The sequence below is a fragment of the Corynebacterium sphenisci DSM 44792 genome, from assembly GCF_001941505.1.
GTDB classification, from domain to species: domain Bacteria; phylum Actinomycetota; class Actinomycetes; order Mycobacteriales; family Mycobacteriaceae; genus Corynebacterium; species Corynebacterium sphenisci.
Map to the genome: position 1 here is coordinate 845,861 of NZ_CP009248.1, position 23,617 is coordinate 869,477.

Annotated in this window: 25 protein-coding genes; 17 read left to right on the top strand and 8 right to left on the bottom strand. The window is 75.6% G+C overall.

What is annotated here, in order from left to right; translation table 11 throughout:
- Window positions 1-21: 21 nt before the first annotated feature.
- Together CSPHI_RS03860 and CSPHI_RS03865 are read right to left on the bottom strand one after the other, a co-directional pair.
- Window positions 22-1,470: an amino acid permease gene (locus CSPHI_RS03860; protein WP_075691581.1), complete on the bottom strand. Its 1,449-nt coding sequence runs from the start codon at window positions 1,468-1,470 to the stop codon at window positions 22-24.
- A 60-nt stretch (window positions 1,471-1,530) separates the two neighbouring features.
- Window positions 1,531-2,490, bottom strand: coding sequence for a 2,3,4,5-tetrahydropyridine-2,6-dicarboxylate N-succinyltransferase (locus tag CSPHI_RS03865; protein ID WP_075691582.1), 960 nt, complete (start codon window positions 2,488-2,490; stop codon window positions 1,531-1,533).
- A 51-nt stretch (window positions 2,491-2,541) separates the two neighbouring features.
- Between CSPHI_RS03865 and CSPHI_RS03870 the strand changes: the two genes are divergently transcribed.
- The 10 genes from CSPHI_RS03870 (at window position 2,542) to CSPHI_RS03915 (ending at window position 10,998) form a co-directional block, all read left to right on the top strand.
- Window positions 2,542-3,504 (top strand): hypothetical protein, encoded by a 963-nt coding sequence (locus tag CSPHI_RS03870; RefSeq protein WP_075691583.1) that lies wholly within the window; start codon window positions 2,542-2,544, stop codon window positions 3,502-3,504.
- Between the two features lie 59 nt (window positions 3,505-3,563).
- Window positions 3,564-4,709, top strand: coding sequence for a succinyl-diaminopimelate desuccinylase (dapE, locus tag CSPHI_RS03875; RefSeq protein WP_075691584.1), 1,146 nt, complete (start codon window positions 3,564-3,566; stop codon window positions 4,707-4,709).
- Window positions 4,710-4,766: 57 nt separating this feature from the next.
- A complete protein-coding gene (locus CSPHI_RS03880; RefSeq protein ID WP_075691585.1) occupies window positions 4,767-5,624 on the top strand; it encodes an LOG family protein in 858 nt (285 codons plus the stop codon).
- Between the two features lie 41 nt (window positions 5,625-5,665).
- A complete protein-coding gene (folP, locus tag CSPHI_RS03885) occupies window positions 5,666-6,478 on the top strand; it encodes a dihydropteroate synthase (protein ID WP_075693709.1) in 813 nt (270 codons plus the stop codon).
- Complete coding sequence (locus CSPHI_RS03890) at window positions 6,475-7,311, top strand: glucosyl-3-phosphoglycerate synthase (RefSeq protein ID WP_075691586.1); 837 nt, start codon at window positions 6,475-6,477, stop codon at window positions 7,309-7,311. Before folP ends, CSPHI_RS03890 begins: the two co-directional genes overlap by 4 nt.
- Window positions 7,308-7,505, top strand: a complete 198-nt coding sequence (locus tag CSPHI_RS03895; protein ID WP_075691587.1) for a hypothetical protein — start codon at window positions 7,308-7,310, stop codon at window positions 7,503-7,505. Before CSPHI_RS03890 ends, CSPHI_RS03895 begins: the two co-directional genes overlap by 4 nt.
- A 58-nt stretch (window positions 7,506-7,563) precedes the next feature.
- Window positions 7,564-7,731 (top strand): DUF3117 domain-containing protein, encoded by a 168-nt coding sequence (locus tag CSPHI_RS03900; RefSeq protein ID WP_075691588.1) that lies wholly within the window; start codon window positions 7,564-7,566, stop codon window positions 7,729-7,731.
- A gap of 122 nt (window positions 7,732-7,853) precedes the next feature.
- Complete coding sequence (locus tag CSPHI_RS03905) at window positions 7,854-8,726, top strand: methyltransferase domain-containing protein (protein WP_075691589.1); 873 nt, start codon at window positions 7,854-7,856, stop codon at window positions 8,724-8,726.
- Between the two features lie 232 nt (window positions 8,727-8,958).
- Window positions 8,959-9,591 (top strand): MarR family winged helix-turn-helix transcriptional regulator, encoded by a 633-nt coding sequence (locus tag CSPHI_RS03910; protein ID WP_075691590.1) that lies wholly within the window; start codon window positions 8,959-8,961, stop codon window positions 9,589-9,591.
- A gap of 102 nt (window positions 9,592-9,693) precedes the next feature.
- A complete protein-coding gene (locus tag CSPHI_RS03915; RefSeq protein WP_075691591.1) occupies window positions 9,694-10,998 on the top strand; it encodes an MFS transporter in 1,305 nt (434 codons plus the stop codon).
- A gap of 9 nt (window positions 10,999-11,007) precedes the next feature.
- On the opposite strand, the gene glgA is transcribed toward CSPHI_RS03915, so the two are convergent.
- Window positions 11,008-12,198 (bottom strand): glycogen synthase, encoded by a 1,191-nt coding sequence (glgA, locus tag CSPHI_RS03920; protein WP_075691592.1) that lies wholly within the window; start codon window positions 12,196-12,198, stop codon window positions 11,008-11,010.
- A 98-nt stretch (window positions 12,199-12,296) separates the two neighbouring features.
- On the opposite strand from glgA, the gene glgC reads away from it, so the two are divergent.
- Window positions 12,297-13,514, top strand: a complete 1,218-nt coding sequence (glgC, locus tag CSPHI_RS03925; protein ID WP_075691593.1) for a glucose-1-phosphate adenylyltransferase — start codon at window positions 12,297-12,299, stop codon at window positions 13,512-13,514.
- 85 nt (window positions 13,515-13,599) lie between these two features.
- Here glgC and CSPHI_RS03930 read toward each other — a convergent pair whose 3' ends face one another.
- Window positions 13,600-14,262, bottom strand: a complete 663-nt coding sequence (locus CSPHI_RS03930) for an O-methyltransferase (RefSeq protein WP_075691594.1) — start codon at window positions 14,260-14,262, stop codon at window positions 13,600-13,602.
- A 205-nt stretch (window positions 14,263-14,467) separates the two neighbouring features.
- Here CSPHI_RS03930 and sigE point away from each other — a divergent pair, with 205 nt between their 5' ends.
- The 4 genes from sigE (at window position 14,468) to CSPHI_RS12735 (ending at window position 17,793) form a co-directional block, all read left to right on the top strand.
- Entirely contained in the window at window positions 14,468-15,073 is a 606-nt protein-coding gene (gene sigE, locus CSPHI_RS03935; RefSeq protein WP_075691595.1) for an RNA polymerase sigma factor SigE, read from the top strand.
- Window positions 15,074-15,212: 139 nt separating this feature from the next.
- On the top strand, window positions 15,213-15,683 hold the full coding sequence (locus CSPHI_RS12370; protein ID WP_075691596.1) for an anti-sigma factor family protein: 471 nt from the start codon (window positions 15,213-15,215) through the stop codon (window positions 15,681-15,683).
- Complete coding sequence (locus CSPHI_RS12230) at window positions 15,680-17,221, top strand: S1C family serine protease (protein WP_075691597.1); 1,542 nt, start codon at window positions 15,680-15,682, stop codon at window positions 17,219-17,221. The genes CSPHI_RS12370 and CSPHI_RS12230 overlap by 4 nt, the downstream gene beginning before the upstream one ends.
- 56 nt (window positions 17,222-17,277) lie before the next feature.
- Window positions 17,278-17,793, top strand: coding sequence for a twin-arginine translocase TatA/TatE family subunit (locus CSPHI_RS12735; protein ID WP_342743753.1), 516 nt, complete (start codon window positions 17,278-17,280; stop codon window positions 17,791-17,793).
- 94 nt (window positions 17,794-17,887) lie between these two features.
- Here the strand turns inward: CSPHI_RS12735 and CSPHI_RS03955 are convergent, their stop codons facing one another.
- From CSPHI_RS03955 to CSPHI_RS03965, 3 genes are all read right to left on the bottom strand, one after another.
- Window positions 17,888-19,033, bottom strand: a complete 1,146-nt coding sequence (locus CSPHI_RS03955; RefSeq protein ID WP_075691598.1) for an Mrp/NBP35 family ATP-binding protein — start codon at window positions 19,031-19,033, stop codon at window positions 17,888-17,890.
- Window positions 19,034-19,103: 70 nt separating this feature from the next.
- Window positions 19,104-19,724 (bottom strand): DUF1003 domain-containing protein, encoded by a 621-nt coding sequence (locus CSPHI_RS03960; RefSeq protein WP_084210231.1) that lies wholly within the window; start codon window positions 19,722-19,724, stop codon window positions 19,104-19,106.
- Window positions 19,721-21,019 carry a magnesium transporter MgtE N-terminal domain-containing protein gene (locus CSPHI_RS03965; protein ID WP_075691599.1) on the bottom strand — a complete coding sequence of 433 codons (1,299 nt, stop codon included), beginning with the start codon at window positions 21,017-21,019 and terminating at the stop codon, window positions 19,721-19,723. Before CSPHI_RS03965 ends, CSPHI_RS03960 begins: the two co-directional genes overlap by 4 nt.
- Window positions 21,020-21,156: 137 nt before the next feature.
- On the opposite strand from CSPHI_RS03965, the gene CSPHI_RS03970 reads away from it, so the two are divergent.
- Window positions 21,157-21,636: a YflT domain-containing protein gene (locus tag CSPHI_RS03970; protein ID WP_075691600.1), complete on the top strand. Its 480-nt coding sequence runs from the start codon at window positions 21,157-21,159 to the stop codon at window positions 21,634-21,636.
- A gap of 7 nt (window positions 21,637-21,643) precedes the next feature.
- On the opposite strand, the gene CSPHI_RS03975 is transcribed toward CSPHI_RS03970, so the two are convergent.
- Window positions 21,644-22,675 carry a magnesium and cobalt transport protein CorA gene (locus CSPHI_RS03975; protein WP_075691601.1) on the bottom strand — a complete coding sequence of 344 codons (1,032 nt, stop codon included), beginning with the start codon at window positions 22,673-22,675 and terminating at the stop codon, window positions 21,644-21,646.
- 204 nt (window positions 22,676-22,879) lie between these two features.
- Between CSPHI_RS03975 and CSPHI_RS03980 the strand changes: the two genes are divergently transcribed.
- Window positions 22,880-23,542 carry a hypothetical protein gene (locus CSPHI_RS03980; protein ID WP_157118473.1) on the top strand — a complete coding sequence of 221 codons (663 nt, stop codon included), beginning with the start codon at window positions 22,880-22,882 and terminating at the stop codon, window positions 23,540-23,542.
- Window positions 23,543-23,617: the final 75 nt, after the last annotated feature.

Sequence of the window (23,617 nt, forward strand, 5' to 3'; positions counted from 1 at the left end):
CGGCGGTGGGGGAGGGGGCGCCTAGCCGCGCAGCCCGTCCATCGGGTCCAGGCCCGCGGCCCGGCGCCCGGCGTGCCGCCAGGAGCGGGTGAGGAAGGCGGTGAGCAGCAGCACCGCGAAGACCACCACGACCGCGTACACCTGATCCCGGGCCACCTCGTCGGCGACCATCAGCGCGGTCAGCGCCAGGATGAGGCCCACCGCCACCCAGCTCAGCCAGGGGTAGCCCCACATCCGCACGCTGAGCTCCCCGGCGCGCTCCAGCTCCGGGCGCAGCTTGATCTGGGACAGCGCGATGAACAGCCAGATGATGAGCAGGCAGCCGCCGACCGCGTTGAGCAGGAACACCAGCACCGCGGAGCCGGAGAACACCACCTGCACGCCCACCGAGGCGAAGGCGAAGATCATGGACATCACCACCGCCCGGTAGGGCACCGCCTCCCGGTTCACCCGGGCGAAGAGGGTCGGCGCCTGGCCGCGCCGGGACATGGAGTACACCAGCCGGGAGGTGGCGAAGATCTGGGCGTTGAAGGCCGACAGCAGCGCCAGCACGATGATCGCCTCCATGAAGCCGACCACCCCGGGCAGGTGCGCCTGCTCCAGCACCCGGGTGAAGGGCGACTCCGCCGCCGAATCCGCGCCGCGGATCTCCTCGTAGGGCAGCAGCATGATGATGACCAGCACGCAGCCCAGGTAGAACACCAGGATCCGGAAGATCACCGAGCGCACCGCCGCGGCGATGGACCGCCGCGGGTCCTCCGATTCGGCCGCGGCGATGGTGATGATCTCGATCCCGCCGAAGGCGAAGGCCACCGCGAGCAGCCCCGCGGAGACCCCGGAGACCCCGTTGGGCAGGAACCCGGATTCGGCGATGTGCCGGGTGCCGACGAACTCGGTGCCCGGCAGCAGGCCCAGGATGAGGGCCACCCCGATGACGAGGAAGGCGATGATCACGGCGACCTTGATGAAGGCGAACCAGAACTCGAACTCGCCGAAGCCGCGCACCCGGGCCATGTTCACGATCGCGAAGAACACCACGCAGACCAGGCCGGGCACCCAGCCGGGCACCCCGAACCAGGAGCCCATGATCGCCCCGGCGCCGGTGATCTCCGCGCCGAGCACCATCACCAGCATGAACCAGTACAGCCAGCCGAGCACGAACCCGGCCCAGGGGCCGAAGGCCATCTCCGCGTAGGTGGAGAAGGCCCCGGAGGCGGGCCGGGCGGAGGCCATCTCGCCGAGCATCCGCATCGCCAGCACCACGATCGTCCCGGCGAAGACGTAGGACAGCAGCACCCCGGGCCCGGCGGCCTGGATGCCCACCCCGGTGCCCAGGAACAGCCCGGCGCCGATCGCCGAGCCCAGGCCCATCATGGTCAGGTGCCGCACCTTCAGCCCGTGGCCGAGGTCGGCGGTGTCCGCCGCGGCGTCCGCGGCATCCGCGGGCGCGGGGTTGGCTCGATCGCTCATGGTGACCCAGGTTAGCGGGCGCCACCTGCGCCTCCCCGGCCGGGTCCGGGCCGGGCGGGGTCAGTCGATCGGCTCGGCGTCGATCCGCGGCGCCGCGCCCTCGGCGGGGCGCATGCACACCGCGGGATGATCCGGATCCCGGTAGAAGCGCATCCGGTCCCGCCCGGCGAGCTCCCAGGCGCTGACCCGGCGGCCCTCCTCGACGATGTCCACCGGGGTGGTGGGGTCGATGATGATGTTCTGCTCCACCACGCAGTCGTCGCCGAGGTCCACCCCGATGGTGCCGGCGCAGATCGCGATATGGCAGCGCTCGCCGATGCGCAGCGGGATCCGCCGGCCGCGCTCGTCATGGCGGGCGGTGACGATCCCGGCGAGGCCGATTTTGGTGCCCGCGCCGAGGGTCACCGAGGACGACAGCCGGCCCTCGATCTTGCAGGGGCCCAGGGAGCCGGAGTTCAGGGAGACGAAGCCCTCCCGCAGCACCGAGGTGCCCGGGGCCAGGTAGGCGCCCAGGCGCACCCGCTCCGCCTCCGCGATCCGCACGTGATCGGGCAGCACGTAGTCCACCATCCGGGGCATCCGGTCGATGGCGTAGACGTGGATCAGCCCGCGGGTGCGCAGGTTGGTGCGCACGTTCTCGAAGCCGGTGGGCAGGCAGGGGCCCTTGTTGGTCCAGGCGACGGTGTTGAGCATGTCGAACACCTCGTCCATGGCCAGTTCGAAGGGGGCCACCACCCGGTGCGAGAGCAGGTGCAGCCGCAGGTAGGCGTCGTGCGCGTCCACCGGGGGCGCGGAGAGGTCGGCGATCCGGGTGCGCACCGCGACCTGCTCCACCCGCCGGTCCTCGTCGAGGAGCACCTGGCGCAGCAGCTGCGGGGTGACGTCCTGGGCGCCGAGGCGCACGGTGCCGGAGTCGGTGACCGAGTCGTCCAGGCGCGGCGCCGGGTACCAGGTGTCCAGCACCGTGCCGTCCATGGCGATGTTGGCGATTCCGATGGCCGAGGCACCGTGGGTGAGCATGGATCCATAATATCGGGGGCGCGCACCGGCCCGGATGTAAGGAGAACCAACATGGTCCGCGATCCCGCCGCGCCGCCCCGGGCCGCCCATGCCGGGGCCCGTCTGGCCGCCCGGGCGACCGCCCGGCTGGCGGTCCCGGCCGCGTTCGCCGCGGCGGTGGCGGGCCTGGACGCGGCGTGGTGGCGCGCCGGCTGGCCCACCCTCGCCGCGGCGGTGCCGCTGGTCTGCTTCGCCGCCGGTCTGGGCCTGGTCACGGTGCTCGCCGCGGGGGCGGGCTGGGCGCTGGCCGGGGTGGCCGCGGTGGCCGCGGGGATCGCCCTGGCGAGCGTGCTGCCGCTAGCCGCGGCGGTGCTCGCCGGCCTGGGCGCCGGGATGATCGCCGGGGGCGCGGTGCGCCACCGGTGGCGGCGCCGCGACGCCGCCCGGGAGGCCCGGCTGGCCGCGCTGCCGGACTGGACCCGCGATGAGCTGGGCGCGGCGGCCGCCGATCTGGACCCCGGCCACCGGCGGGAGCCGGCCGCCGACCCCGCCGCCGCGGCGGCCGCGGATCCGGCGGCGGCGCTGCTCGCCGCGGTCTGCCGGCCGCTGCCCGGGGCCGAGGTCCTGGCCGAGGCGCCCGGTGCGCGGGGCCGGGCCGCGGTGGCGGTGCACGGCTCCCGGGTGGCGGTGCTGCTGCGCCCGGAGCCGCCGGCGCCGCCGCCCGCCGCGGCGGAGGGCCCCGCCGGGCAGGCCCCGACGGGGCGGCCGCCGCTGCGCCTGGACTGGCTGGACCGGCTGCCCCGCGGCGCCCGGGTCGCCCTGTTCCTGCTCGACGAGGGCGGCGCCGCCGCCCCGCGGCCGGCGGAGCTCGCCGGCCCGGCCGCCCGCGCGGCGGCCCCGGTGCCGGTCACCGCCGCCGCCGCGCAGCCGCTGGCGGCGCATCTGCTCGCCGGGGCGCCGGCCGACTCCGATGCGCTGCACGGCCGGGCCGCGGATCTGCACGACCGGATCCGGGCGGCGCTCGCCGCCGGCTGAGCCGGGCCGCGCCGGGCGCGCACTCGGCGCGGCGGGGCCGGCCCGGTTACCCTCAGGGGGTGACCAACGAGCAGACCGCGACCCCGGCCCTCGACCCGACGCGGGACCCGGTGGCGCTCACCGCCGCCCTGGTGGACATCCCCAGCGAATCCCATCACGAGGGCCCGATCGCCGATGCGGTGGAGGCGGCGCTGCGCCACGTCGCCGCGGACGCGGCCGCCGCCGGGGTGACCGTGCGGGTGCGCCGGATCGGGCACACCCTCATCGCCCGCACCGAGCGCGGCCTGCCCATGCGGGTGGTGCTCGCCGGGCACCTGGACACGGTGCCGGCGGCCGGCAACCTGCCCTCGCGCCGGGCGCCCGGGGCGGACGGGGCGCCGGCGGTGCACGGCCTCGGCGCGGTGGACATGAAGGCCGGGGACGCGGTGTACCTGCACGCCTTCGCCACCCTGGCCGCCGACCCGGCGTTGACCCGGGACCTCACCCTGGTGCTCTACGAGGCCGAGGAGGTCGCCGCCCGGTACAACGGGCTGGCCAAGGTCGCCGCCGCGGAGCCCGGGCTGCTCGCCGGGGACGTCGCGCTGCTCGGGGAGCCCTCCGGGGCGGTGATCGAGGCCGGCTGCCAGGGCAGCCTGCGGGTGCGGGTCACCGCCGGCGGCGCCCGGGCGCATTCCGCCCGGTCCTGGCTGGGCGACAACGCGGTGCACCGGCTGTCCCCGGTGATCGCCCGGGTGGCGGCCTACGCCCCGCGCACCGCGGTGGTCGACGGCCTGGAGTACCGGGAGGGCCTGCAGGTGACCCGGATCTCGGCGGGGGTGGCGAACAACACGGTGCCGGACGAGGCGTGGATGTTCGTCAACTTCCGCTTCGCCCCGGACCGCGACGTCGCGGGCGCGCGGGCGCATCTGGAGGAGGTGCTCGATCTCGGCGCCGATCCGCTGCTGGGCCTGGAGTACGACGACATCAGCCCGCCGGCGGCGCCGGGGCTGGCGCATCCGGCGGCCGCGGAGCTGGTCGCCGCCTGCGGCGGGGTGGCCCGGCCGAAGTTCGGCTGGACCGACGTGGCCCGCTTCGCCGCCCTCGGCATGCCCGCGGTGAACCTCGGCCCCGGGGACCCCGCGCTGTGCCACACCCCGGGCGAGCACTGCCCGGAGGAGATGATCCGTGAGGTGTCCGCGGTGCTGCGCCGCTACCTCACCGGCTGACCCGGCCGACGCCGACGACGAGAACACCCCCACGGCCCGAGCGAAGGAGCATCGATCATGGCCCCGGACCGCACCCCCACCCCCGAGCGCAGGCGGCGCCTGCGCGGACCGCTGATGGTCCGCGACGACGGCGCCGTGGACCACGGCCGGTCCACCACCGACCAGCGCCTGCTGGACACCCAGCCGGACGCGGACTGGCTGCACACCGACACCTGGCGGGTGCTGCGCATCCAGAGCGAGTTCGTCGACGGCTTCGGCGCGCTGGCGGAGATCCCCAAGGCGGTGACCGTGTTCGGCTCCGCCCGGATCGCCGAGGGCCACCCCTGGTACCGGCTGGGCGCGGAGATGGGCGCGGCGATCGCCCGGGCCGGCTACGCCTGCATGACCGGCGGCGGGCCCGGCCTGATGGAGGCGCCGAACCGGGGCGCCTGGGACGCCGAGGGGCTGTCCATCGGCCTGGGCATCGAGCTGCCCCATGAGCAGCACCTCAACGACTGGTGCGACCTGGGCATGAACTTCCGGTACTTCTTCGTGCGCAAGACCATGTTCCTGAAGTACTCGCAGGCCTTCGTCTGCCTGCCCGGCGGCCTGGGCACCCTCGACGAGCTCTTCGAGGCGCTGTGCATGGTGCAGACCGGCAAGATCACCCGCTTCCCGATCGTGCTGCTCGGCTCGGAGTTCTGGGGCGGGCTGGTGGACTGGATGCGCGACCGGCTGGTCGCCGAGGGCACCATCTCCCCGGAGGACATGGACCTGATCTTCGTCACCGACTCGGTGCCGGAGGCGATGGCGCATATCGTCGAGGCCCATTCGGATCGGGTCGCCGCGGTGCGCGAGGCCGCGCACTGCCGGGAGTGCAACGCCCCGGGGGCCGCGGACGCCCGCGCGGCGGGGCCCGGCCGGGGCAGCCGGTGAGGCCCGCCTGCCGCTACCGCCCCGGCCCGCTGCCGGCGGTGATGGCGATCGTCAACCGCACCCCGGACTCCTTCTACGACCGGGGCGCCACCGCCGCCGACGACGCCGCGATCGCCCGGGTGGACGCGGTGGTCGCCGCGGGGGCGGACGTGGTGGACATCGGCGGGGTCAAGGCCGGCCCCGGGGCGGAGGTCGACGTCGCCGAGGAGCTGGACCGGGTGCTGCCCACCATCGCGGAGACCCGGCGCCGGCACCCGGGGGTGTGGATCAGCGTGGACACCTGGCGCGCGGAGGTCGCCGAGGCGGCGATCGCCGCCGGCGCGGACCTGGTCAACGACACCTGGGCGGGGGCGGACCCGGAGCTGGTGCAGGTCGCCGGGGCGCACCGGGCGGGCTACGTGTGCTCGCACACCGGCGGCGCCGCCCCGCGCACCCGGCCCTTCCGGGTGCACTACGACGACGTGGTCGCCGACGTGCTCGCGGAGACCGCGGCCCTGGCCGAGCGGGCCCTGGCCGCGGGGGTGCCGGCGGAGGCGATCCTGGTGGACCCCACCCACGACTTCGGGAAGAACACCCACCACGGCCTGGAGCTGCTGCGCCGGGTCGACGAGCTGGTCGCCTGCGGGCACCCGGTGCTGATGGCGCTGTCCAACAAGGACTTCGTCGGCGAGACCGTGGGCCGCGGGGTGGCCGGCCGGGTGCCGGGCACCCTGGCGGCGACCGCCTGGGCGGCGGCCCGGGGGGTGGCGATGTTCCGGGTGCACGAGGTCGCCGACACCGTCGACGTGTGCCGGATGACCGCCGCGATCGCCGGCGAGGTCGGCCCGGTGGCCGCCACCCGGGGGCTGCAGTGAGCGCGCCGAGCGTGTCGGTGGTGCTGCCGGCGCTGAACGAGGAGGCCACCGTCGCCGGGGTGGTCGCCGCCGTCGCCGGGCACCGCGACTCCGGGCTGGTGCACGAGATCGTGGTGGTGGATCCGCAGTCCGCCGACCGCACCGCCGAGCGCGCCGCCGCCGCCGGCGCCCGGGTGCTGGACTGGCGGGACGCCCCCGGCTGCGGGCCCACCCGGCCGGGCAAGGGCGAGGCGCTGTGGCGCGGGGTGGCCGCCACCACCGGCGACATCGTGGTCTTCCTGGACGCCGATGTGCGGGATCCGGACCCCGGCTGGGTGCCGGCGCTGGTCGCCCCGCTGCTGGAGACCTGGGCGGACCCGGAGCCGGTGCGCCTGGTCAAGGGCCGCTACCGGCGGGATCTGCCCGGCGACGTCGGCGGCGGCCGGGTCACCGAGCTCACCGCGCGACCGCTGCTGGCGGCCTTCCGCCCGGAGCTGGCGGGGATCGCGCAGCCGCTGTCCGGGGAGTACGCCGCGCGCCGGGACACCCTGGAGCAGCTGCCCTTCGCCGCCGGCTACGGGGTGGAGATCGGGCTGCTCATCGACGTCGCCGACCGGTACGGGGCGGGGGCCATCGCGGAGGCGGAGCTCGGCGCCCGGCGGCACCGCAACCGGCCGCTGGCGGAGCTCGCCCCGATGGCCCGGCAGGTCGCCGCGGCGGCGCTGCGCCGGGTCGGGGTGCCCGCGGCGGTGGAGCTCGACGGGGCGCTGGGCCCGGATCGGCCGCCGCCGGCGCTGCTGCGCGGCCTCGCCGGTCCGGGGGCCGCGCGGCGGCCGGGGGAGCGGCGGCGATGATCATCTCCTCCCCGGCGTGGGTGGCGGTGGCCCATCTCGCGCTCATCCCGCTGGCCTGGGCCTGCCTGTGGCTGGTGCTCACCGTGGTCGCCGCCGCCGCGGGGGAGGATCCCGGCCGCGGCGGCGCCGGCAACCGGCCCGGTCGGGGGCCTCGCCGCCGCGGCGGCCGATCACGGCCGCGCGGATCGGCCTAGGATGGGGTGCATATGAGCCCGCGCCATGGCGGCCGGGCCGACGACGTGAGGAGTTTTCATGGCTGCGATGAAGCCGCGTACCGGTGACGGCCCGCTGGAGGCCGTCCGCGAGGGCAAGAAGATCGTGATGCGGGTGCCCGCCGACGGCGGCGGCCGCCTGGTCGTGGAGCTCACCGCGGAGGAGGCGGCCGAACTCGGCGCCGCCCTGTCCGAGGTCGGCGCCTGAGCCCGGATCGCATCGGGCCCCGCGCCCCGGCCGTTCCGGCCGGGGCGTAGCATACGGGGGAGTTTTTCCGGACGCCGGCGCCCCCGCGCCGCCGGCCGCCGCCGAACGACGAGGAGACTGCCGTGCTCGCCGACATCATCGACGTACTCGCCGACCCCATCGACGGAACCGCCCTCTCCCGGGGCGACGCCGGCTGGGCGAGCCTGCGCTCGGAGTCGGGGCACTGCTACGACGTGGCCCGGCAGGGCTACGTCACCCTCGCCGGGGGCGCGGGCCTGCGCTACACCGGCGATGACGCGAAGATGATCGCCGCCCGGGAGGAGTTCCTCTCCGGCGGGCACTACGCCCCCTTCGTGGAGGCGGTCACCGGCAACGTGCAGGACGCGCTCGACGACGCCGGGGTGCACGATGACGCCGAACCGGTCATCTGCGAGGTCGGCGCGGGCACCGGCTACTACCTGGCGCACACCCTGGACGGGGTGGCCGGGGCCCGCGGGGTGGGCATCGACGTCTCCGTGCCGGCGGCGAAGCACCTGGCGAAATGCCATCCCCGGGTGGGCGCGGTGGTCGCCGACGCCTGGGCCCGGATGCCGCTGCGCGACGGCTCCATCGACGCGATCACGGTGGTGTTCGCCCCCCGCAACGCCGAGGAGTTCGCCCGGGTGCTCAAACCCGGCGGGCAGGTGGTGGTGCTCACCGCGGACACCGGGCACCTCTCCGAGCTGCGCGCCCCGCTGGGCATCATCGACGTCGAGCGCGGCAAGGTGGAGCGGATGATCGACCAGGCGAAGGGCCATCTCACCCCGGTCGGCGATCCCGAGCTGGTGGAGTTCGGGATGAGCCTGGACCAGGACGCGATCGCCGCCCAGATCGGGATGAGCCCCTCGGCCCGGCACATCCACCCGGAGGTGCTCGCCGAGCGGATCGCGGCGCTGCCGCCGCGGATGGAGGTCACCGCCCGGGCCTACGTCACCCGGCTCGGCCGCGCCGGCTGAGCCCCCGCGCACCGCGACCCCGTCGCCCGGACCCCCGGGCGGCGGGGTTTCGCATGCTCCCGGGGCCCGCGGCGGCCGCGGGGCCGCCGCCGGCCGCGACGCCCGGGAATGCCCGCTATCCAGGGCTTTCGCGCCCGAGTCACGGGTGCTACACGTCCGAAATGGGGGAGAACGGGCATGAAACCCACAAATCCCCTTGCCATGCATAGTGAGACGATGTAGTCTTCCCCTCGTGATCAACACCGATGATGCGCGCGACGAGATTCGCGAGGACCACCCCGCCGACGACGGCGGTTCCGGGGCCGGCGGCACCGGGGCGCCCCGCCCCGGCGGCGCCGAGCCCGGCGAGCCCCTGTGGTGGGCGGAGGTCGCGCTCATCTGCTCCCGCTTCGCCCGGCACGGCCTGCACCTGGCCGGGCTGTCCCCGGGATCGGCATCGCTGCGCGCCCTCGGCCTGCTGCGCCGGATCGGCCCGCTGCGGGTCACCGAGCTCGCCGAGCGCGAGCGCACCAGCCAGCCCACCGCCTCCGGGCTGGTCGCCCGGCTGCGCAAGGCCGGCCTCGTCGAGTCCACCCCGGACCCCGAGGACGGCCGCGCCCAGCTGATCGGGATCAGCGATCGCGGCCGGGCGCACCTGGCCGAGCTGGAGCGCGCCATCGCCGAGTCCATGGCCGGGCTCGGCGGCGAGGTCACCGCGGAGGAGATCGCGGCGATCGCCGCGGCGCTGCCGGTGCTCGACCGGATCGTCGCCGCCGGTCCGCGGGAGGCCCCCGCGCACCCGCGCGGCGGCGGCCGCACCCGGGGCCTGCCCCCGACCGGGGACGCCCCCGACCCGGCCGGCGATCCGGCCGGCGCCGCCGGCTGAGGCCGGCCCCCGGACCCGGGCCGCGGCGGACGCCACCCCGCCGCGGCCCGGGGCCGATCCATTCCACGACAGCCCACGAGGACGAGGAGATCCCCCACGATCATGGCCAGGCAGCACGACACCCGGAAGCGCGACGCGGAGGCGGGCACGGCCCCGGCGGCGGGGGCCGCCGCGGACCGGGCGCCCGCCCCGGCCGAGGTCGGCCGGCAGTCCATCCTGCACCAGCCCCCGGCGGTGTGGGCGATCACCTTCGCCTGCGTGGTGAGCTACATGGGCATCGGCCTGGTCGACCCGATCCTGCCCACCATCGCCGAGGCCCTCGAGGCCAGCGCCGGGCAGACCGAGCTTTTGTTCACCTCCTACCTGTTCATCACCGCGATCGTGATGTTCTTCTCCGCCTGGGTGTCCTCCCGCTTCGGGGTCAAGCGCACCCTGCTCGCCGGGCTGGCGCTGATCGTGATCTTCGCCGCGGCCTGCTCCGCGGCCTCCGGGGTGGAGCAGATCATCGGCTTCCGCGCCGGCTGGGGCCTGGGCAACGCCCTGTTCGTCTCCACCGCGCTGGCCGCGATCGTCGCCTCCACCGCGGAATCGGCGATGGCGGTGGTGCTCTACGAGGCCGCCGTGGGCCTGGGCTTCGCGGTCGGCCCGATGCTCGGCGGACTGCTCGGCGAGGTCTCCTGGCGGGGCCCCTTCGCCGGCACCGCGGTGCTCATGGGCCTGGGCATAATCTCCGTGGCGGTGTTCTTCCGCGGCGGCGCCGCCCCGGCGCGGGTGCGCCCCCTGGACGGGCTGCGCGGCGCCGGGCACCCGGCGATGCGCCCGCTGGCCGCCGGGGCGCTGTTCTACAACTTCGCCTTCTTCACCATCCTCGCCTACAGCCCCTTCCCCCTGGCCACGGCCGCCGCGCGGGCGGGCACGGAGTTCACCCCGCTGGATCTGGGCTACGTCTTCTTCGGCTGGGGCCTGGCACTGGCGCTGAGCTCGGTGTTCCTCGCGCCCCGGCTGGAGGAGGCCTTCCGGCTCACCCACATCATCCCCGCGGCGATGATCGCGCTGGCCGCGGATCTGGTGGTGCTCGGCGCCTTCGTCGACGATCTCGGGGTGCTCATCGGCGCGATCATCGCCGCCGGGGTGATCCTCGGCGTGATGAACACCCTGCTCACCACCGCCTCGATGTCCACCACCCCGCTGCCCCGGCCGGTGGCCTCCTCCGCCTACTCCGGGGTGCGCTTCATCGGCTCCGCGCTGGCGCCCACCCTGGTCGGCCCCCTGGAGCACCTGGGCCTGGCCGCGCCCTTCCACGCCGGCCTGGTCGCCGCGCTCATCGCCCTGGTGATCCTCACCGGCTGGTGCCTGCGCCGGGACCGGGCCGCCGCGGCGCGGGACCGGGTGGAGCTGCGGCCCTGAGCGCCCCGGCTACTGCAGGGAGCGGTAGATGTCCACGGTCTGCTCGGCGATGGAGGCCCAGCTGAACACCTCCACGGCGCGCCGGCGCCCGGCCGCGCCGTAGCCGGCGGCCCGATCCCGGTCGCCGACCATGGCGTTGACCGCCTCGGCGATCCCGGCCTCGAACTCGGCCGGGGCGGCCTCGTCGTAGTGCACCAGGGTGCCGGTGCCCCCGTCGACCACCACCTCCGGGATCCCGCCGACGTCGGAGGCGACCACCGCGGTGCCGCAGGCCATCGCCTCCAGGTTCACGATGCCCAGCGGCTCGTAGATGGAGGGGCAGACGAACACGTCCGCGGCGGTGAGGATCTCCTGCAGCTTCTCCTTGGGCAGCATGTCCTTGACCCAGATCACCCCGTCCCGGGTCTCCTGCAGCTCCTTGACCAGGCCCTCGGTCTCCGCGGCGATCTCCGGGGTGTCCGGGGCCCCGGCGCACAGCACCAGCTGCACGTCCGGGTCGAAGCCGGCGGTGGCCTTGAGCAGGTGGCCCACCCCCTTCTGCCGGGTGATCCGGCCCACGAAGGCGGCGATCGGCCGATCCGGGTCCACGCCGAGGTCCTGGAGCACCGAGAAGCCGTTCGCCGCCACCGACTCCGCCCAGGTCGGCCGGGGCGCCCACAGCCCGGTGTCGATGCCGTTGAGCACAACGTGCACCCGGTCCTCGTCGATCCGCGGGTAGGCCTCCAGGATGGCGCCCTTCATGCCCTCGGAGACCGCGATCACCGCGTCGGCGTACTCCATGGCGTTGCGCTCGGACCAGGAGGAGACGTCGTAGCCCCCGCCGAGCTGCTCCCGCTTCCACGGCCGGTGCGGTTCCAGGGAGTGCGCGGTGGCCACGTGCGGCACCCCGTGGAGCAGCCCGGCCAGGTGCCCGCCGAGCCCGGAGTACCAGGTGTGCGAGTGCACCACGTCGACCTCGCCGACCCCGTCGGCCATGCGCAGCCCGGTGGACAGGGTGCGGATCGCGGGGTTGGCCCCGGCCAGCGCCGGGTCCACCCCGTGCACCGTGCAGCCGGCCTCGTCCCGGGGGGCGCCCATGCAGTGCACGTCGACGTCCACGCCGTCGAGGCCCCGCATGAAGCGGGTGAGCTCGGTGACGTGCACACCGGCCCCGCCGTAGATCTCGGGTGGGTATTCCTTGGTCATCATGGCAACGCGCATGCCCCCAGACTATCGCCGTTTGCCCCCGCGGGGGCGGGTCCGGGGGGCCGCGCCGCGCGACCCGGCGGGGAATCGAAAACGCACGTAGCCTGGGGGACGTGAGGAGCAAACGACACGTCCTGTCCATCGTCCTTGCCGGCGGCGAGGGCAAGCGCCTGTTCCCGTTCACCGCGGACCGCGCCAAGCCCGCCGTGCCCTTCGGGGGCATGTACCGGCTCATCGACTTCGTCCTGTCGAACCTGGTGAACGCCGGTTTCGTCAAGATCTGCGTACTGACCCAGTACAAGTCGCACTCGCTTGACCGGCACATCTCCCAGGCCTGGCAGCTGTCCGGGATCACCGGCCAGTACGTCACCCCGGTGCCCGCCCAGCAGCGGCTGGGCAAGCGCTGGTTCACCGGGTCGGCGGACGCCATCCTGCAGTCGATGAACCTCATCCACGACGAGAACCCCGAGTACGTCATCGTCTTCGGCGCCGACCACGTCTACCGGATGGATCCGGAGCAGATGCTGGACGCGCACATCGCCTCCGGGGCCGGGGTCACCGTCGCCGGGATCCGGGTGCCCCGGTCGGAGGCCACCGCCTTCGGCTGCATCGACGCCGACGACGACAACAGGATCACCGAGTTCCTGGAGAAGCCCGCGGACCCGCCCGGCTGCCCGGATGACCCGGAGGCCACCTTCGCCTCCATGGGCAACTACGTCTTCACCGCGCAGACCCTCATCGACGCGATCCGGGAGGACGCGGAGAACGAGGACTCCGAGCACGACATGGGCGGCGACATCATCCCCATGCTCGTCGAGCGCGGCGAGGCCTACGTCTACGACTTCAACGACAACCAGGTGCCCGGCGCCACCGAGCGGGACAAGGCCTACTGGCGCGACGTGGGCACCATCGACGCCTTCTACGAGGCGCATATGGACCTCATCTCGGTGCACCCGGTGTTCAACCTGTACAACCGGAAATGGCCGATCCACACCTACGGGGAGGACAACCTGCCCCCGGCGAAGTTCGTGCAGGGCGGCATCGCCCAGGCCTCCATGGTGGGGGCGGGCACCATCATCTCCGGCGGCACCGTGCGCAACTCGGTGCTCTCCTCCAACATCATCGTCGAGGACGGCGCCACCGTGGAGGGCTCGGTGATCTTCCCCGGGGTGCGCATCGGCCGCGGCGCGGTGGTGCGCCACGCCATCCTGGACAAGAACGTGGTGGTCCCCGACGGCGCCACCGTCGGCGTGGACCACGAGCGCGATGCCGAGCGCTTTAAGATCTCCCCCGGCGGGGTGATCAGCGTGGGCAAGGGCGAGGTGGTCTGAGCCCGCGCCCGCGAGCGGAGGGCCGGCGCCGCCGCACCCCGGGGCATCCCGGGGGTGCGGCGGCGCCGGCGCGTCCGGGGGCGGGTCAGCCCAGCTTGCGCAGCACCGTGGCCCCGGGCCCGGCCGGGATCCGGGCGACCACCGCGTCGGCGGCGCCGCGCAGCTCCGCATCGGCCTCCCGGGCGGCGACGGTGGCCCGGTCATGCCGGGTGGCGTCGCCGACGGTGCCGTCGAGCAGGCTGCCCGCGAGGAAGAGCACCCCGCCGGGCCGCAGCAGCGGCCAGGCCGCCTCGCGCACCGCGAGCAGCTCCGCCGGATCGGCGTCGACGTAGACGAGGTCGTAGGCGCCGGCGGCCAGCCGGCCCATCACGTCCAGCGGCCGGGCGGGCAGGAACCGGTGCCGGCCGGGGGTGCCGGCGAGCGCCGCCCGGGCCAGCCGCTGATGCTCGGTGTCCGGGTCGATGCAGCTCAGGTGGGCCTGCTCGGGCAGCCCGGCGAGCAGCTGCAGCCCGACCACCCCGGCGGCGGGGGAGACCACCACGGCCTGCGGGCCGCGCCCGTCGGCGCCGTCGCCGGCGCCGGCGGCGAGGGAGGCCAGCAGCGCGAGCAGCTCCCCGGTGGCCGGGTCCGGCACGGCCAGGCCCAGTTCGGCGGCGTCCGCGCGGGCCGCGGCGAGCGCCTCGTCATCGGCGGCGGTGGCCGCGACATGGGCGAGGATGGCTTCGGTGGAGGGCTCGGTGTTCGTCACGGCCCCCAGCCTAGGGCGCCGCGCGGCGCCGCGGTCGCGGGCGCGCCGGGGCGGGGGCGCGGATCCGATCGCCGACGAGGTTTCAGGGCGCTTTTCCGCCTGGTCGGGGCTGGTGCCGGCCCGCCGCTTGCCAGGGCCGGATCTCACGGGTAATTTTCAGCTCGTAATCAATCGCCGATCAGGCGGATGAGGCAAGGTGAACGACATGAGCGAGGATGCCTCCCCCCGTGCGCCGCTGCGCGGCACCGCGGCCTTCGACGCCGGCGAGGGCGCCATGCCCTCCTGGGCGGAACTCGTCGAGCAGCACGCCGACGGGGTGTACCGGCTGGCCTACCGGCTCACCGGCAACCAGCACGACGCCGAGGATCTCACCCAGGAGACCTTCATGCGCGTCTTCCGCTCCCTGCGCAGCTACCGCCCCGGCACCTTCGAGGGCTGGCTGCACCGGATCACCACCAACCTCTTCCTGGACCTGGTGCGCCACCGCGGCACCATCCGGATGGAGGCGCTGCCCGAGGACTACGACCGGGTGCCGGGCACCGCGCCCACCCCGGAGCAGGCCTGGGAGGACGCCAACCTGGACCCGGACCTGGAGGCCGCGCTGGCCGCGCTGCGCCCCGAGTACCGGGCCGCGGTGGTGCTCTGCGATGTGGTGGGCCTCACCTACGAGGAGATCTCCGAGGTCCTGGACGTGAAGATGGGCACCGTGCGCTCCCGGATCCACCGGGCCCGCAGCGAACTGCGCGAGCATCTGCGCCGCGCCGAGGCCGGGCGCGCCGCCGCCGACGCGGTGCCCGCGCGCAGCAGCTGAGCCGGCCGCGCCGGGCCGCCCGGGAACAACCGGGGCGCCGGCGGCGTTGACCGGACAGGAGGCGTCCCCCGCGGGGGACGCCCGGGACCAGCAGGCATGCGCCGCCGCCGGGCGGCGCCGGCGCAGGAGGAGGCGATCGGTGGCGGGGCGGAGCGGACGCGGCGGGGCCAGGCGCTTCGCCTCCACCGATCATCTCGGCGTCGAGGCGGTCGCCGCCTTCGTCGACGGTGAGCTGGTGCCGGTGGCCCGCCGCCGCGCCACCAGCCATCTGATGGCCTGCCCGGAATGCCGCGACGAGGTCGCCCGGCAGCGCGAGGCCGCCCGCCGGCTGCGCGACTCCGGCGAGATCCGGGTGCCCGCCGCGCTGCGCGGCCGGCTCGCCGCCCTGGCCCAGGAGACCGTCGGCGCCCCCGGCCCCGACGCCCCGGCACCCGCGGAGGCGACCGCCGGCGATCCGGGGGCCGCCGCCGATGCGGGGACGCCCCCGCCACGCCCGGCCGGATCCACCGCCGCCGCCCGCGCCGCCCGCCGCCGGGCGGGCCTGGTCGCCGCCCTCGGGCTGGCGCTGCGCGGGCTGCGCCATCCCCGCACCCCGGGACCGCGGCGGTGACCCCGACGGAGCCGGGACCGGCCGAGGCGGCCGGCCCGGACCCCGCCACCGGGCGGTCCGCCTTCCGCCGCCCCGCCGGGGTGGCCGGGGGCGTCGACCCCGCCACCCGGCCGGCCGCCGATGCGGGGGAACGGGGGGCGGACCCGCTGGCCGGGTTGGTACCGGCCGGGCCGGACGCGGCCACCGCCGCGGCCTTCGGCGGCCCCGGCGGGCTGCAGCCGCCCCCGGCGGAGGGCGCGTTCTTCGGCGAACCCAACGCCGCCACCCGCGCCGCCCTGGCCGGGGACCCGGGGGCCGCGGAGCGGCTGCGCGCCGCCGCCCGGCCCCCGGCGCCGGAACCCGGTTACGCGCCCTTCGCCCGGGCGGGGACGCCCATGGTCGCCGCCGGGCCCGCGGTGGCCCCGCCGCCGGCGCCCGCGCCGGAGCCGGCGCCGCCCCGGGTGGGCGCCCGGGAGGCGCTGCTGGGCGCGGCGGTGCCCTGGCGGGTGCTCGCCGCGGCCGCCGCGGCGGTGCTCGCGGTGGCGGCCGTCGGCGGCTACGTCGGCGGCCGGGCCGGCGGCTGGGATCGCTCCGAGGGCGATCGGGTGCAGCTGGTCCGGGAGACCGGCCGCGGCCCGCGCACCCCGATCGGCGAGGTCGCCGCCCGGGTGCAGCCGGCGGTGGCCGCGATCCGGGTCGGCGACCCGGGGCGGCCCGGGGTGGGGGAGACCGGCTCCGGGGTGGTCATCGACGACTCCGGGCACATCCTCACCAACAACCACGTCATCGCCGCGGCCGCGGCGGATCCGGCGCTGCGGGTGCAGGTGCAGTTCCAGGCCGCCGGGGACGCCCGCCTGGTGGACGCCCGGATCCTCGGCCGCGATCCCCGGTCGGATCTCGCGGTGCTCAAGGTCGACGACGTCGCCGGGCTCACCGTCGCCGCCCTCGGCGACTCCGATGCGGTGCAGGTGGGCGACACGGTGCTGGCGATGGGCTCCCCGCAGGGGCTCAACCGCACCGTGACCTCGGGCATCGTCTCCGCCGTGCACCGGCCGGTGCGGCTGTCCGGGGAGCGCAACGACACCGACGGCGTCGCCGACGCCATCCAGACCGACGCCTCGATCAACCCCGGCAACTCCGGCGGCCCCCTGGTCGACGCCCGCGGGGCGGTGATCGGGATCAACACCCTGATCTTCTCCACCTCCGGCGGCTCCCAGGGCATCGGCTTCGCGATCCCGATCAACCACGCCGCCGGCATCGCCGAGCAGCTGATCGCCGGGGAGCAGCCGCGCCACCCCGGCATCGCGGTGACCGCGGTCGGCGTCGGCAACGGGATCGTGGTCGGCGCCCGGCTGGCCACGGTGGTCCCCGGCGGACCCGCCGACCGGGCCGGGCTGCGGGAGGGCGACGTGATCACCGCCGTCGGCGATCGGGAGGTCGCCGACTCCGATGAGCTGATGGTGGCGCTGTGGTCGGCCGGGGCGGGCGAGCCCACCACGGTGACCCTGCTGCGCGACGGGGTGGAGCTCACCGTGGCCGTCACCCCGGAACCGGAGTAGCGCCGGCGGGGAGGCGCCCGGGCGCGCGCGGGCGGCGCCGACTACAGTGTGTGGACGTGTTCTCCAATGTCGGCTGGGGCGAGATCCTCGTCCTCCTCCTCCTCGGGCTCATCCTGATCGGCCCGGAGCGGCTGCCGGAGCTGGTCAAGGACGTCCGCGCCCTGGCCTTCGCCGCCCGCCGCGCCATCGAGGACGCCCGGGAGACCCTGGACGGGGAGTTCGGCGGCGAATTCGACGAGATCCGCAAACCCCTGCAGGAGTTCGGGGACCTGCGCCGGCTCAACCCGCGCACCGCGATCACGCGCACCCTCTTCGACGGCGACGACACCTACCTGGACCTGCTCACCGGCAAACCGGCCGCCGGCGGCGGGGGCGCGGCCGGGTCCGCCGGGGCCGCGCGTCGCACCGGCCGGACCCCGGCGGACGGTGGGGACGCCGCGGGCGGCCCGGGGGCCGCGGAGGCCGGCCCGGCGGCCGGCGCCGGCGGCGAGCCCGGCCGGGCGGGCGGGGAGGCGCCCGGCCGGCACGGCGCCGCGGACGGCTCCTCCTGGGTCGACGACGACGTGCTCTGAAGCCGCGCGGCCGCGCCCCGGGGGCGGAAACGCCCGCGGGCGGCGGCCGGTCACCTGGCCCGCCGCCCGCGGGCGCCGCGGGATCCGCGGGAGCTCACATGAGGTTGCGCTTGCTGGTGACACCCAGGCCCAGGGGCTTGCCGGCGAGGGACTCCCGGCGCACGTGCAGCGTGTCCGCGATCGCGTTGAAGGCCGCCCCGGCCGGGGAGTCCGGTTCCCCGATGGCCACCGGCACGCCCTCGTCGCCGGCCTCCCGGACCTTCACGTCCAGCGGCACCTGGCCGAGCAGCGGCACCGGGGCGCCGGTGAGCCGGGTCAGCCGGTCGGCGACGGTCTGCCCGCCGCCGGCGCCGAAGACCTCCATCCGGGAGCCGTCCGGCATCTCCATCCAGCTCATGTTCTCGATCACCCCGCCGATCCGCTGCCGGGTCTGCAGGCTGATCGTGCCGGCGCGCTCGGCGACCTCCGCGGCCGCGGCCTGGGGGGTGGTCACGATGAGCAGCTCCGCGGTGGGCACCAGCTGCGCCACCGAGATGGCGATGTCGCCGGTGCCCGGCGGCAGGTCGAGCAGCAGCACGTCCAGGTCCCCCCAGAACACGTCGGCGAGGAACTGCTGGATGGCGCGGTGCAGCATCGGCCCGCGCCACACCACCGGGGCGTTGTCGTCGACGAAGTGGCCGATGGAGATCAGCGACACGCCATGGGCCTGCGGCGGCATGATCATGTCGTCGACCTGGTGCGGCCGGTCCGTGGAGCCCATCATGGTGGGGATGGAGTGGCCGTAGACGTCGGCGTCGAGGATGCCCACGGCCAGGCCCCGGGCGGACAGCGCGGCGGCGAGGTTGACGGTCACCGAGGATTTGCCGACCCCGCCCTTGCCGGAGGCCACCGCGAAGACGCGGGTGAGCGAATCGGGCTGGGCGAAGGGGATGACCGGTTCGGAGGCGGAGCCGCGCACCGCCTCCCGGAAGGCCTTGCGCTGCTCATCGTCCATCACGTCGGTGGTGACGGTGACCTCGCCGACGCCGTCGATGCCGCGCACGGCGGCGCCGGTGCGCTCGATGAGGGTGCTCTTCATCGGGCAGCCGGCGATGGTGAGGTAGATCCCCACCGCGACATCGCCGTTGTCGGCGATGTCGATGGACTTGACCATGCCGATCTCGGTGATCGGGCGCCGGACCTCGGGATCCTCGACGCTGGCGAGGGCGGTGCGGACCTGTGCTTCGGTGATTGTGGACATCGCGTCCAATAGTAGCGCCCGGCCCGGATCCGGCCCGGACCCGGTCCGCCCCCGGCGCCGGCCGGCGGGCTCAGCCGCGGCCGGGCCGGTCGGGGTGCGCGCCCCCGCGCTCCCCGGCGGGATCCCGGGTCTCGTAGAGCCGGGCCTCGATCCGGGCCAGCGCCCCGGAGAGGTCCTCCAGCTCCCGGCGCAGGTAGTCGCGGGTGACCGCATCGCCCACCGCGGCGCGCACCCCGGCGATCTCCCGGGCCAGGAACTCGGTGTCCGCCTTGGTCTCCTCCGCCCGCCGCCGGTCCTCGGCGATCGCGGCGCGGTCCCGGTCCTCCTGCCGGTTCTGCGCCAGCAGGATCAGCGGCGCGGCGTAGGCGGCCTGGGTGGAGAAGGCCAGGTTGAGCAGGATGAAGGGGTAGGGGTCCCAGTTCCAGGCCATGCCCCCGATGTTCAGCGCGATCCAGGCGACCACCACCGCGGACTGGTAGGCGAGGTACTTCCCGGTGCCCAGGAACCGGGCCACCGCCTCGGCGCCCTCGGCGAAGCGGTCCCCGTCGAAGGCGATGAGCCGGCGCGGCCGCCGTTCCACCGGGGTGGCCAGGTCCAGCCGGCCGGTGCGCTCCCGGCGCTCCTCGGCGCGCTCCCGGGCCCGGTCCCGGGCCGCCTCGCGCTCGGCGGCGCGGTCCTCCCGGGCGCTCATCGGGCCACCTCCGCCGGGTCGGCGGCGCCCGGGCGCAGGCCCTGCTCCCGCCAGTCCTCGGGCAGCATGTGGTCGAGCAGATCGTCGACGCTCAGCGCGCCGAGCAGATGGCCCTGGTCGTCGATCACCGGGCCGGCGACCAGGTTGTAGGTGGCGAAGTAGCGCGCCGCGGTGTCGTAGTGGTCCTCGGCGTACAGCGGCGGCAGATCCGGGTCCAGCATCCCGCCGATCTGCGTCGAGGGCGGTTCCCGGAGCAGCTTCTGCAGGTGCACGCAGCCCAGGTAGCGCCCGGTGGGGGTGGCCGTGGGCGGGCGCACCACGAACACCAGGGAGGCCAGGGAGGTGGGCAGCTCCGGGTCCCGGGCCCGGGCCAGGGCCTCGGCGACGGTGGTAGTCGGCTGCAGGATCAGCGGATCGGAGGTCATCAGCCCGCCCACCGAATCGGCGTCGAAGGTCATCAGCCGGCGCACCGCCTTCGACTCCTCCGGGGCCATCAGCTCCAGCAGCACGTCGGCGCGATCCCCGTCGAGCTCGTGCAGCAGATCCGCGGCGTCGTCGGGGTCCATCTCCTCCAGGATGTCCGCCGCCCGCTCAATCGCCAGCTCCTCGATCACCTCCGCCTGGTCGTCGTCGGGCAGCTCCTGGATGATGTCCGCGAGCAACTCGTCGTCGATGCCGGCGGCGACCCGGCGGCGCCGGGCCGGGGCCAGATCCGCCATCCGGGTGGCCACGTCCGCCGGGTGCATCTCGTGGAAGGCGGCGATGAGCTCCGCATCGGCGGCCGCGGGGGCCTCCCCGGCCGGGGCCAGGCCGTGCACGTGGCTCCACGGCACCACGGCCAGCTCCCGGCGGCCGCGCAGGCCCCGCTTGGGGCCCAGCACCGCCACCCGGGTGATCACCCAGTCCCGGGTGCGGGTGCGCTCCAGCTCCAGGTCGGTGACCTCCTGCGGCACCCCGTGCAGCCCGGGCAGCTCCGGGTCATCGACCCGCACCTTCGCGCCGACCACGTCGCCGAGCACGGTCTGCTCCCCGGGCCGGGCGCGGAACTGGCGCACCGAGACCTGCCCGGAGCCCAGCAGCGCCTCCTGCGGGCCGAAGGAGGCCACCCGCAGCATCGGCATGAACACCCGGCGCTTGTCGGTCATCTGGATGACCAGGCCCAGCGCCGGGGAGGCCGCGCCGCCGGCGCGCAGCCGCACCACCACGTCCCGGATCCGGCCGATGGGGTCGCCGTCGGGGTTGCGCACCGGCATCCCGGCCAGGCGCCCGACGTACACGCGCGAAATCGATGCCATGGGGGCAGTGTAGAACCGGCCGCCCGCGGGGATGGAACAAAGCCCGCCGCCGGGGCGTTGACCAGGACGAAGGGCGCCGCCGGCGATGGCCCGCGCGGCGCCCGCCCGCCCCAGACCCCCAAGGAGGAGACCCGCCCATGGCCCCGCCCCGCCCCGCCCCGCGCACCCCCACCCCGCCGGAGGGGTGGCCGGTGGGCAGCTTCCGCAGCTACGCCAAGGCGCAGGAGGCGGTGGACATGCTCAGCGACCTCGACGAGTTCCCGGTCAGCGATCTCACCATCGTCGGCGTGGACCTGATGCAGGTGGAGAAGGTCGTCGGCCGGCTCACCTGGGGCAAGGTGCTCGGCGGGGGCGCGCTCTACGGGGCGTGGATGGGCCTGTTCTTCGGGCTGCTGCTGGGCCTGTTCCAGGAGGACTGGGTGAGCCCCCTCATCACCGGCGTCGCCGTGGGCGTGATCTTCGGCGTGGTCGCCGCGGCGGTGCCCTACGCGATGCAGAACGGGCGCCGGGACTTCGCCTCCACCACCTCCATCGTCGCCGGCCGCTACGACGTGCTCTGCGCCCCGCGCACCGCCGAACGCGCCCGGGACATCCTGGCCCGCAAGGCGATCCGCTAGCCGCCGGCTACAGCCAGCGGTTGCGGCGCAGCAGCCGCACCAGCAGCCACACCACCGTGGCCATCACCGCGAGCACCAGGTAGTAGCCCCAGCGCCAGTGCAGCTCCGGCATGTTCGCGAAGTTCATCCCGTAGATCCCGGCGATCGCGGTGGGCACCGCGAGGATCGCCGCGTAGGCGGAGATGGTGCGCATGTCCGTGTTCTGCTGCAGCTGCACCTTCACCGCGGCGGCGTCGATGAGGGAGCTGAGCCGGGAGTCGATGCCGCGGATGATGTCCGCGGCGACGAGCTGGTGGTCGAGCACGTCGCCGAGGTAGCGGCGCACCACCTTCGGGATGAGCGGGGCCTTGAGGGTGCGGATCAGCCGCAGCGCCGCGGTGAGCGGGGCGATCGCGTGCAGCATCTCCAGGGTCTCCCGCTTGAGGATGTAGATGTCCTCGATGTCGCCGATGTCGTCGGGCTCGAAGACCCGGTCCTCCATCCGCTCCACCACGTCCTCCAGGCGCTGCGCGATCCGCAGGTAGTCGTCGACGACCATGTCGGTGAGCGCCCAGAGCACCCCGGCGGGGCCGGGCCGGAGCAGCTCCGGGTCCGCGTCCACCCGGTGCTGCAGCCGGCGCAGGTCCTCCCGGGAGGCCCCGCCGCGGATGGTGATCACGTAGTCCGCGCCGAGCACCACCAGCAGCTGGCCGGTGCGGATCTTCTCGTTCTCGTCGCCGTCGAGGCCCTCGGGGGAGTACTGCACGGTGCGCAGCACGTACACCAGGTGATCCTCGTGGACCTCCACCCGGGGCCGCTGCCGGGCGGTGAGCGCGTCCTCCACGGTGAGCTCGTCGAGGCCGTAGACCTCGGCGACGGCGTCCATCGCCGCGGCGGTGGGCCGGGACAGCGACAGCCAGGCGAAGCCCTCCCCGGTCTCCCGGACGTGCGCCAGGGCGCGGCGGTGATCCCAGCGCCCGGGCAGGCGCAGCCCGTCGCGGTAGACCGCGCAATCGCGGGTGGCCTCATCGGCCGGGATGGGGCGTCCGGTCCGGTCCACCGGGTCCTCCTGCGGGTAGCCTGGGCGGGGAACGGGGCGGCGCGGACGCCGCCCGGAAGCCGGCAGCCGCGCCCGTGCGGGGCGGGGAAGGGTGGTGCGCTGATGCGGTGGCGGCGGATGCCGGCGACGTGGGGGATGCTACGCGACCGGCGGGGCGGGCCCGGGCGGTTCCGGCGCCGGCGCACCCGGCCGGGGGCGGCGCGGGTGCCGGCGGCGCTCGCCGCGGCGGCGCTGGCCCTGGCCGGCTGCGCCGCGGAGCCGGGCCCGGAGCGGCCGGCCGCGCAGGCGGGCGCGGCCCTGGTGGCCCAGGATCCCGCGGTGGTGGAGCAGCGGGTGCTCGGCGAGGTCTACGCCGGGGCCTTCGGCCGGGTGGGCCGGGCGGCGCGCACCACCCCGGTGGCCCTGCCCGACCGGGTCGCCGCGGTGCGCGCCGGGGCGGCGACGGTGGGCTTCGGCTGCACCGGGGAGCTGCTCCGGCTGCTGGACCCGGCCACCGCCGCGGAGCTGCACGCCGAGTACGCCGCCGTCGACGACCCGGCCAAGGAGCGCGATCCCGGGTGGCGGGACCGGACGTACGCGGCGATGTCCGCGGCGCTGCCCGGGGAGGTGATGGCCACCGATCCCTCCAACGCGATCGCCTGCACCTGGCTGGGCGAGGCCGAGGCCGGCTACCTGCCGCAGCATCTGGTGCCCTTCTACCGCAAACCGGCCCTGGATCGGCGCCAGCGGGTGGAGGTGCTCAACCGGGTCGCCGGGTCCATCTCCACGGGGGAGGTCGCGGAGCTGGTCGCCGAGGTCGACGCGGGGGCGGAGCCGGCGGCGGTGGCCGGGCGCTGGCTGGGCGCCAGCCGCTTCGCCACCGGCTGAACCGGCCCCGGGGACCGGAGTACGTGCGGGCGAATTAATGATTACGTCCGGACGTGCTTTCCCGCTCGGGTGCCC

What these genes read in the sequence shown, in the direction of transcription:
- CSPHI_RS03915 (WP_075691591.1), top strand. Translation starts at nt 9,694, where the DNA reads ATGGCCAGGCAGCACGACACCCGGAAGCGCGACGCGGAGGCGGGCACG.
- CSPHI_RS03955 (WP_075691598.1), bottom strand. Translation starts at nt 19,033, where the DNA reads ATGTCCACAATCACCGAAGCACAGGTCCGCACCGCCCTCGCCAGCGTC.
- CSPHI_RS03900 (WP_075691588.1), top strand. Translation starts at nt 7,564, where the DNA reads ATGGCTGCGATGAAGCCGCGTACCGGTGACGGCCCGCTGGAGGCCGTC.
- CSPHI_RS03865 (WP_075691582.1), bottom strand. Translation starts at nt 2,490, where the DNA reads ATGCTCACCCACGGTGCCTCGGCCATCGGAATCGCCAACATCGCCATG.
- CSPHI_RS03960 (WP_084210231.1), bottom strand. Translation starts at nt 19,724, where the DNA reads ATGAGCGCCCGGGAGGACCGCGCCGCCGAGCGCGAGGCGGCCCGGGAC.
- CSPHI_RS03880 (WP_075691585.1), top strand. Translation starts at nt 4,767, where the DNA reads ATGGCCCCGGACCGCACCCCCACCCCCGAGCGCAGGCGGCGCCTGCGC.
- CSPHI_RS03970 (WP_075691600.1), top strand. Translation starts at nt 21,157, where the DNA reads ATGGCCCCGCCCCGCCCCGCCCCGCGCACCCCCACCCCGCCGGAGGGG.
- sigE (WP_075691595.1), top strand. Translation starts at nt 14,468, where the DNA reads ATGAGCGAGGATGCCTCCCCCCGTGCGCCGCTGCGCGGCACCGCGGCC.
- glgA (WP_075691592.1), bottom strand. Translation starts at nt 12,198, where the DNA reads ATGCGCGTTGCCATGATGACCAAGGAATACCCACCCGAGATCTACGGC.
- CSPHI_RS03895 (WP_075691587.1), top strand. Translation starts at nt 7,308, where the DNA reads ATGATCATCTCCTCCCCGGCGTGGGTGGCGGTGGCCCATCTCGCGCTC.
- CSPHI_RS03870 (WP_075691583.1), top strand. Translation starts at nt 2,542, where the DNA reads ATGGTCCGCGATCCCGCCGCGCCGCCCCGGGCCGCCCATGCCGGGGCC.
- CSPHI_RS03965 (WP_075691599.1), bottom strand. Translation starts at nt 21,019, where the DNA reads ATGGCATCGATTTCGCGCGTGTACGTCGGGCGCCTGGCCGGGATGCCG.
- CSPHI_RS03860 (WP_075691581.1), bottom strand. Translation starts at nt 1,470, where the DNA reads ATGAGCGATCGAGCCAACCCCGCGCCCGCGGATGCCGCGGACGCCGCG.
- folP (WP_075693709.1), top strand. Translation starts at nt 5,666, where the DNA reads ATGGCGATCGTCAACCGCACCCCGGACTCCTTCTACGACCGGGGCGCC.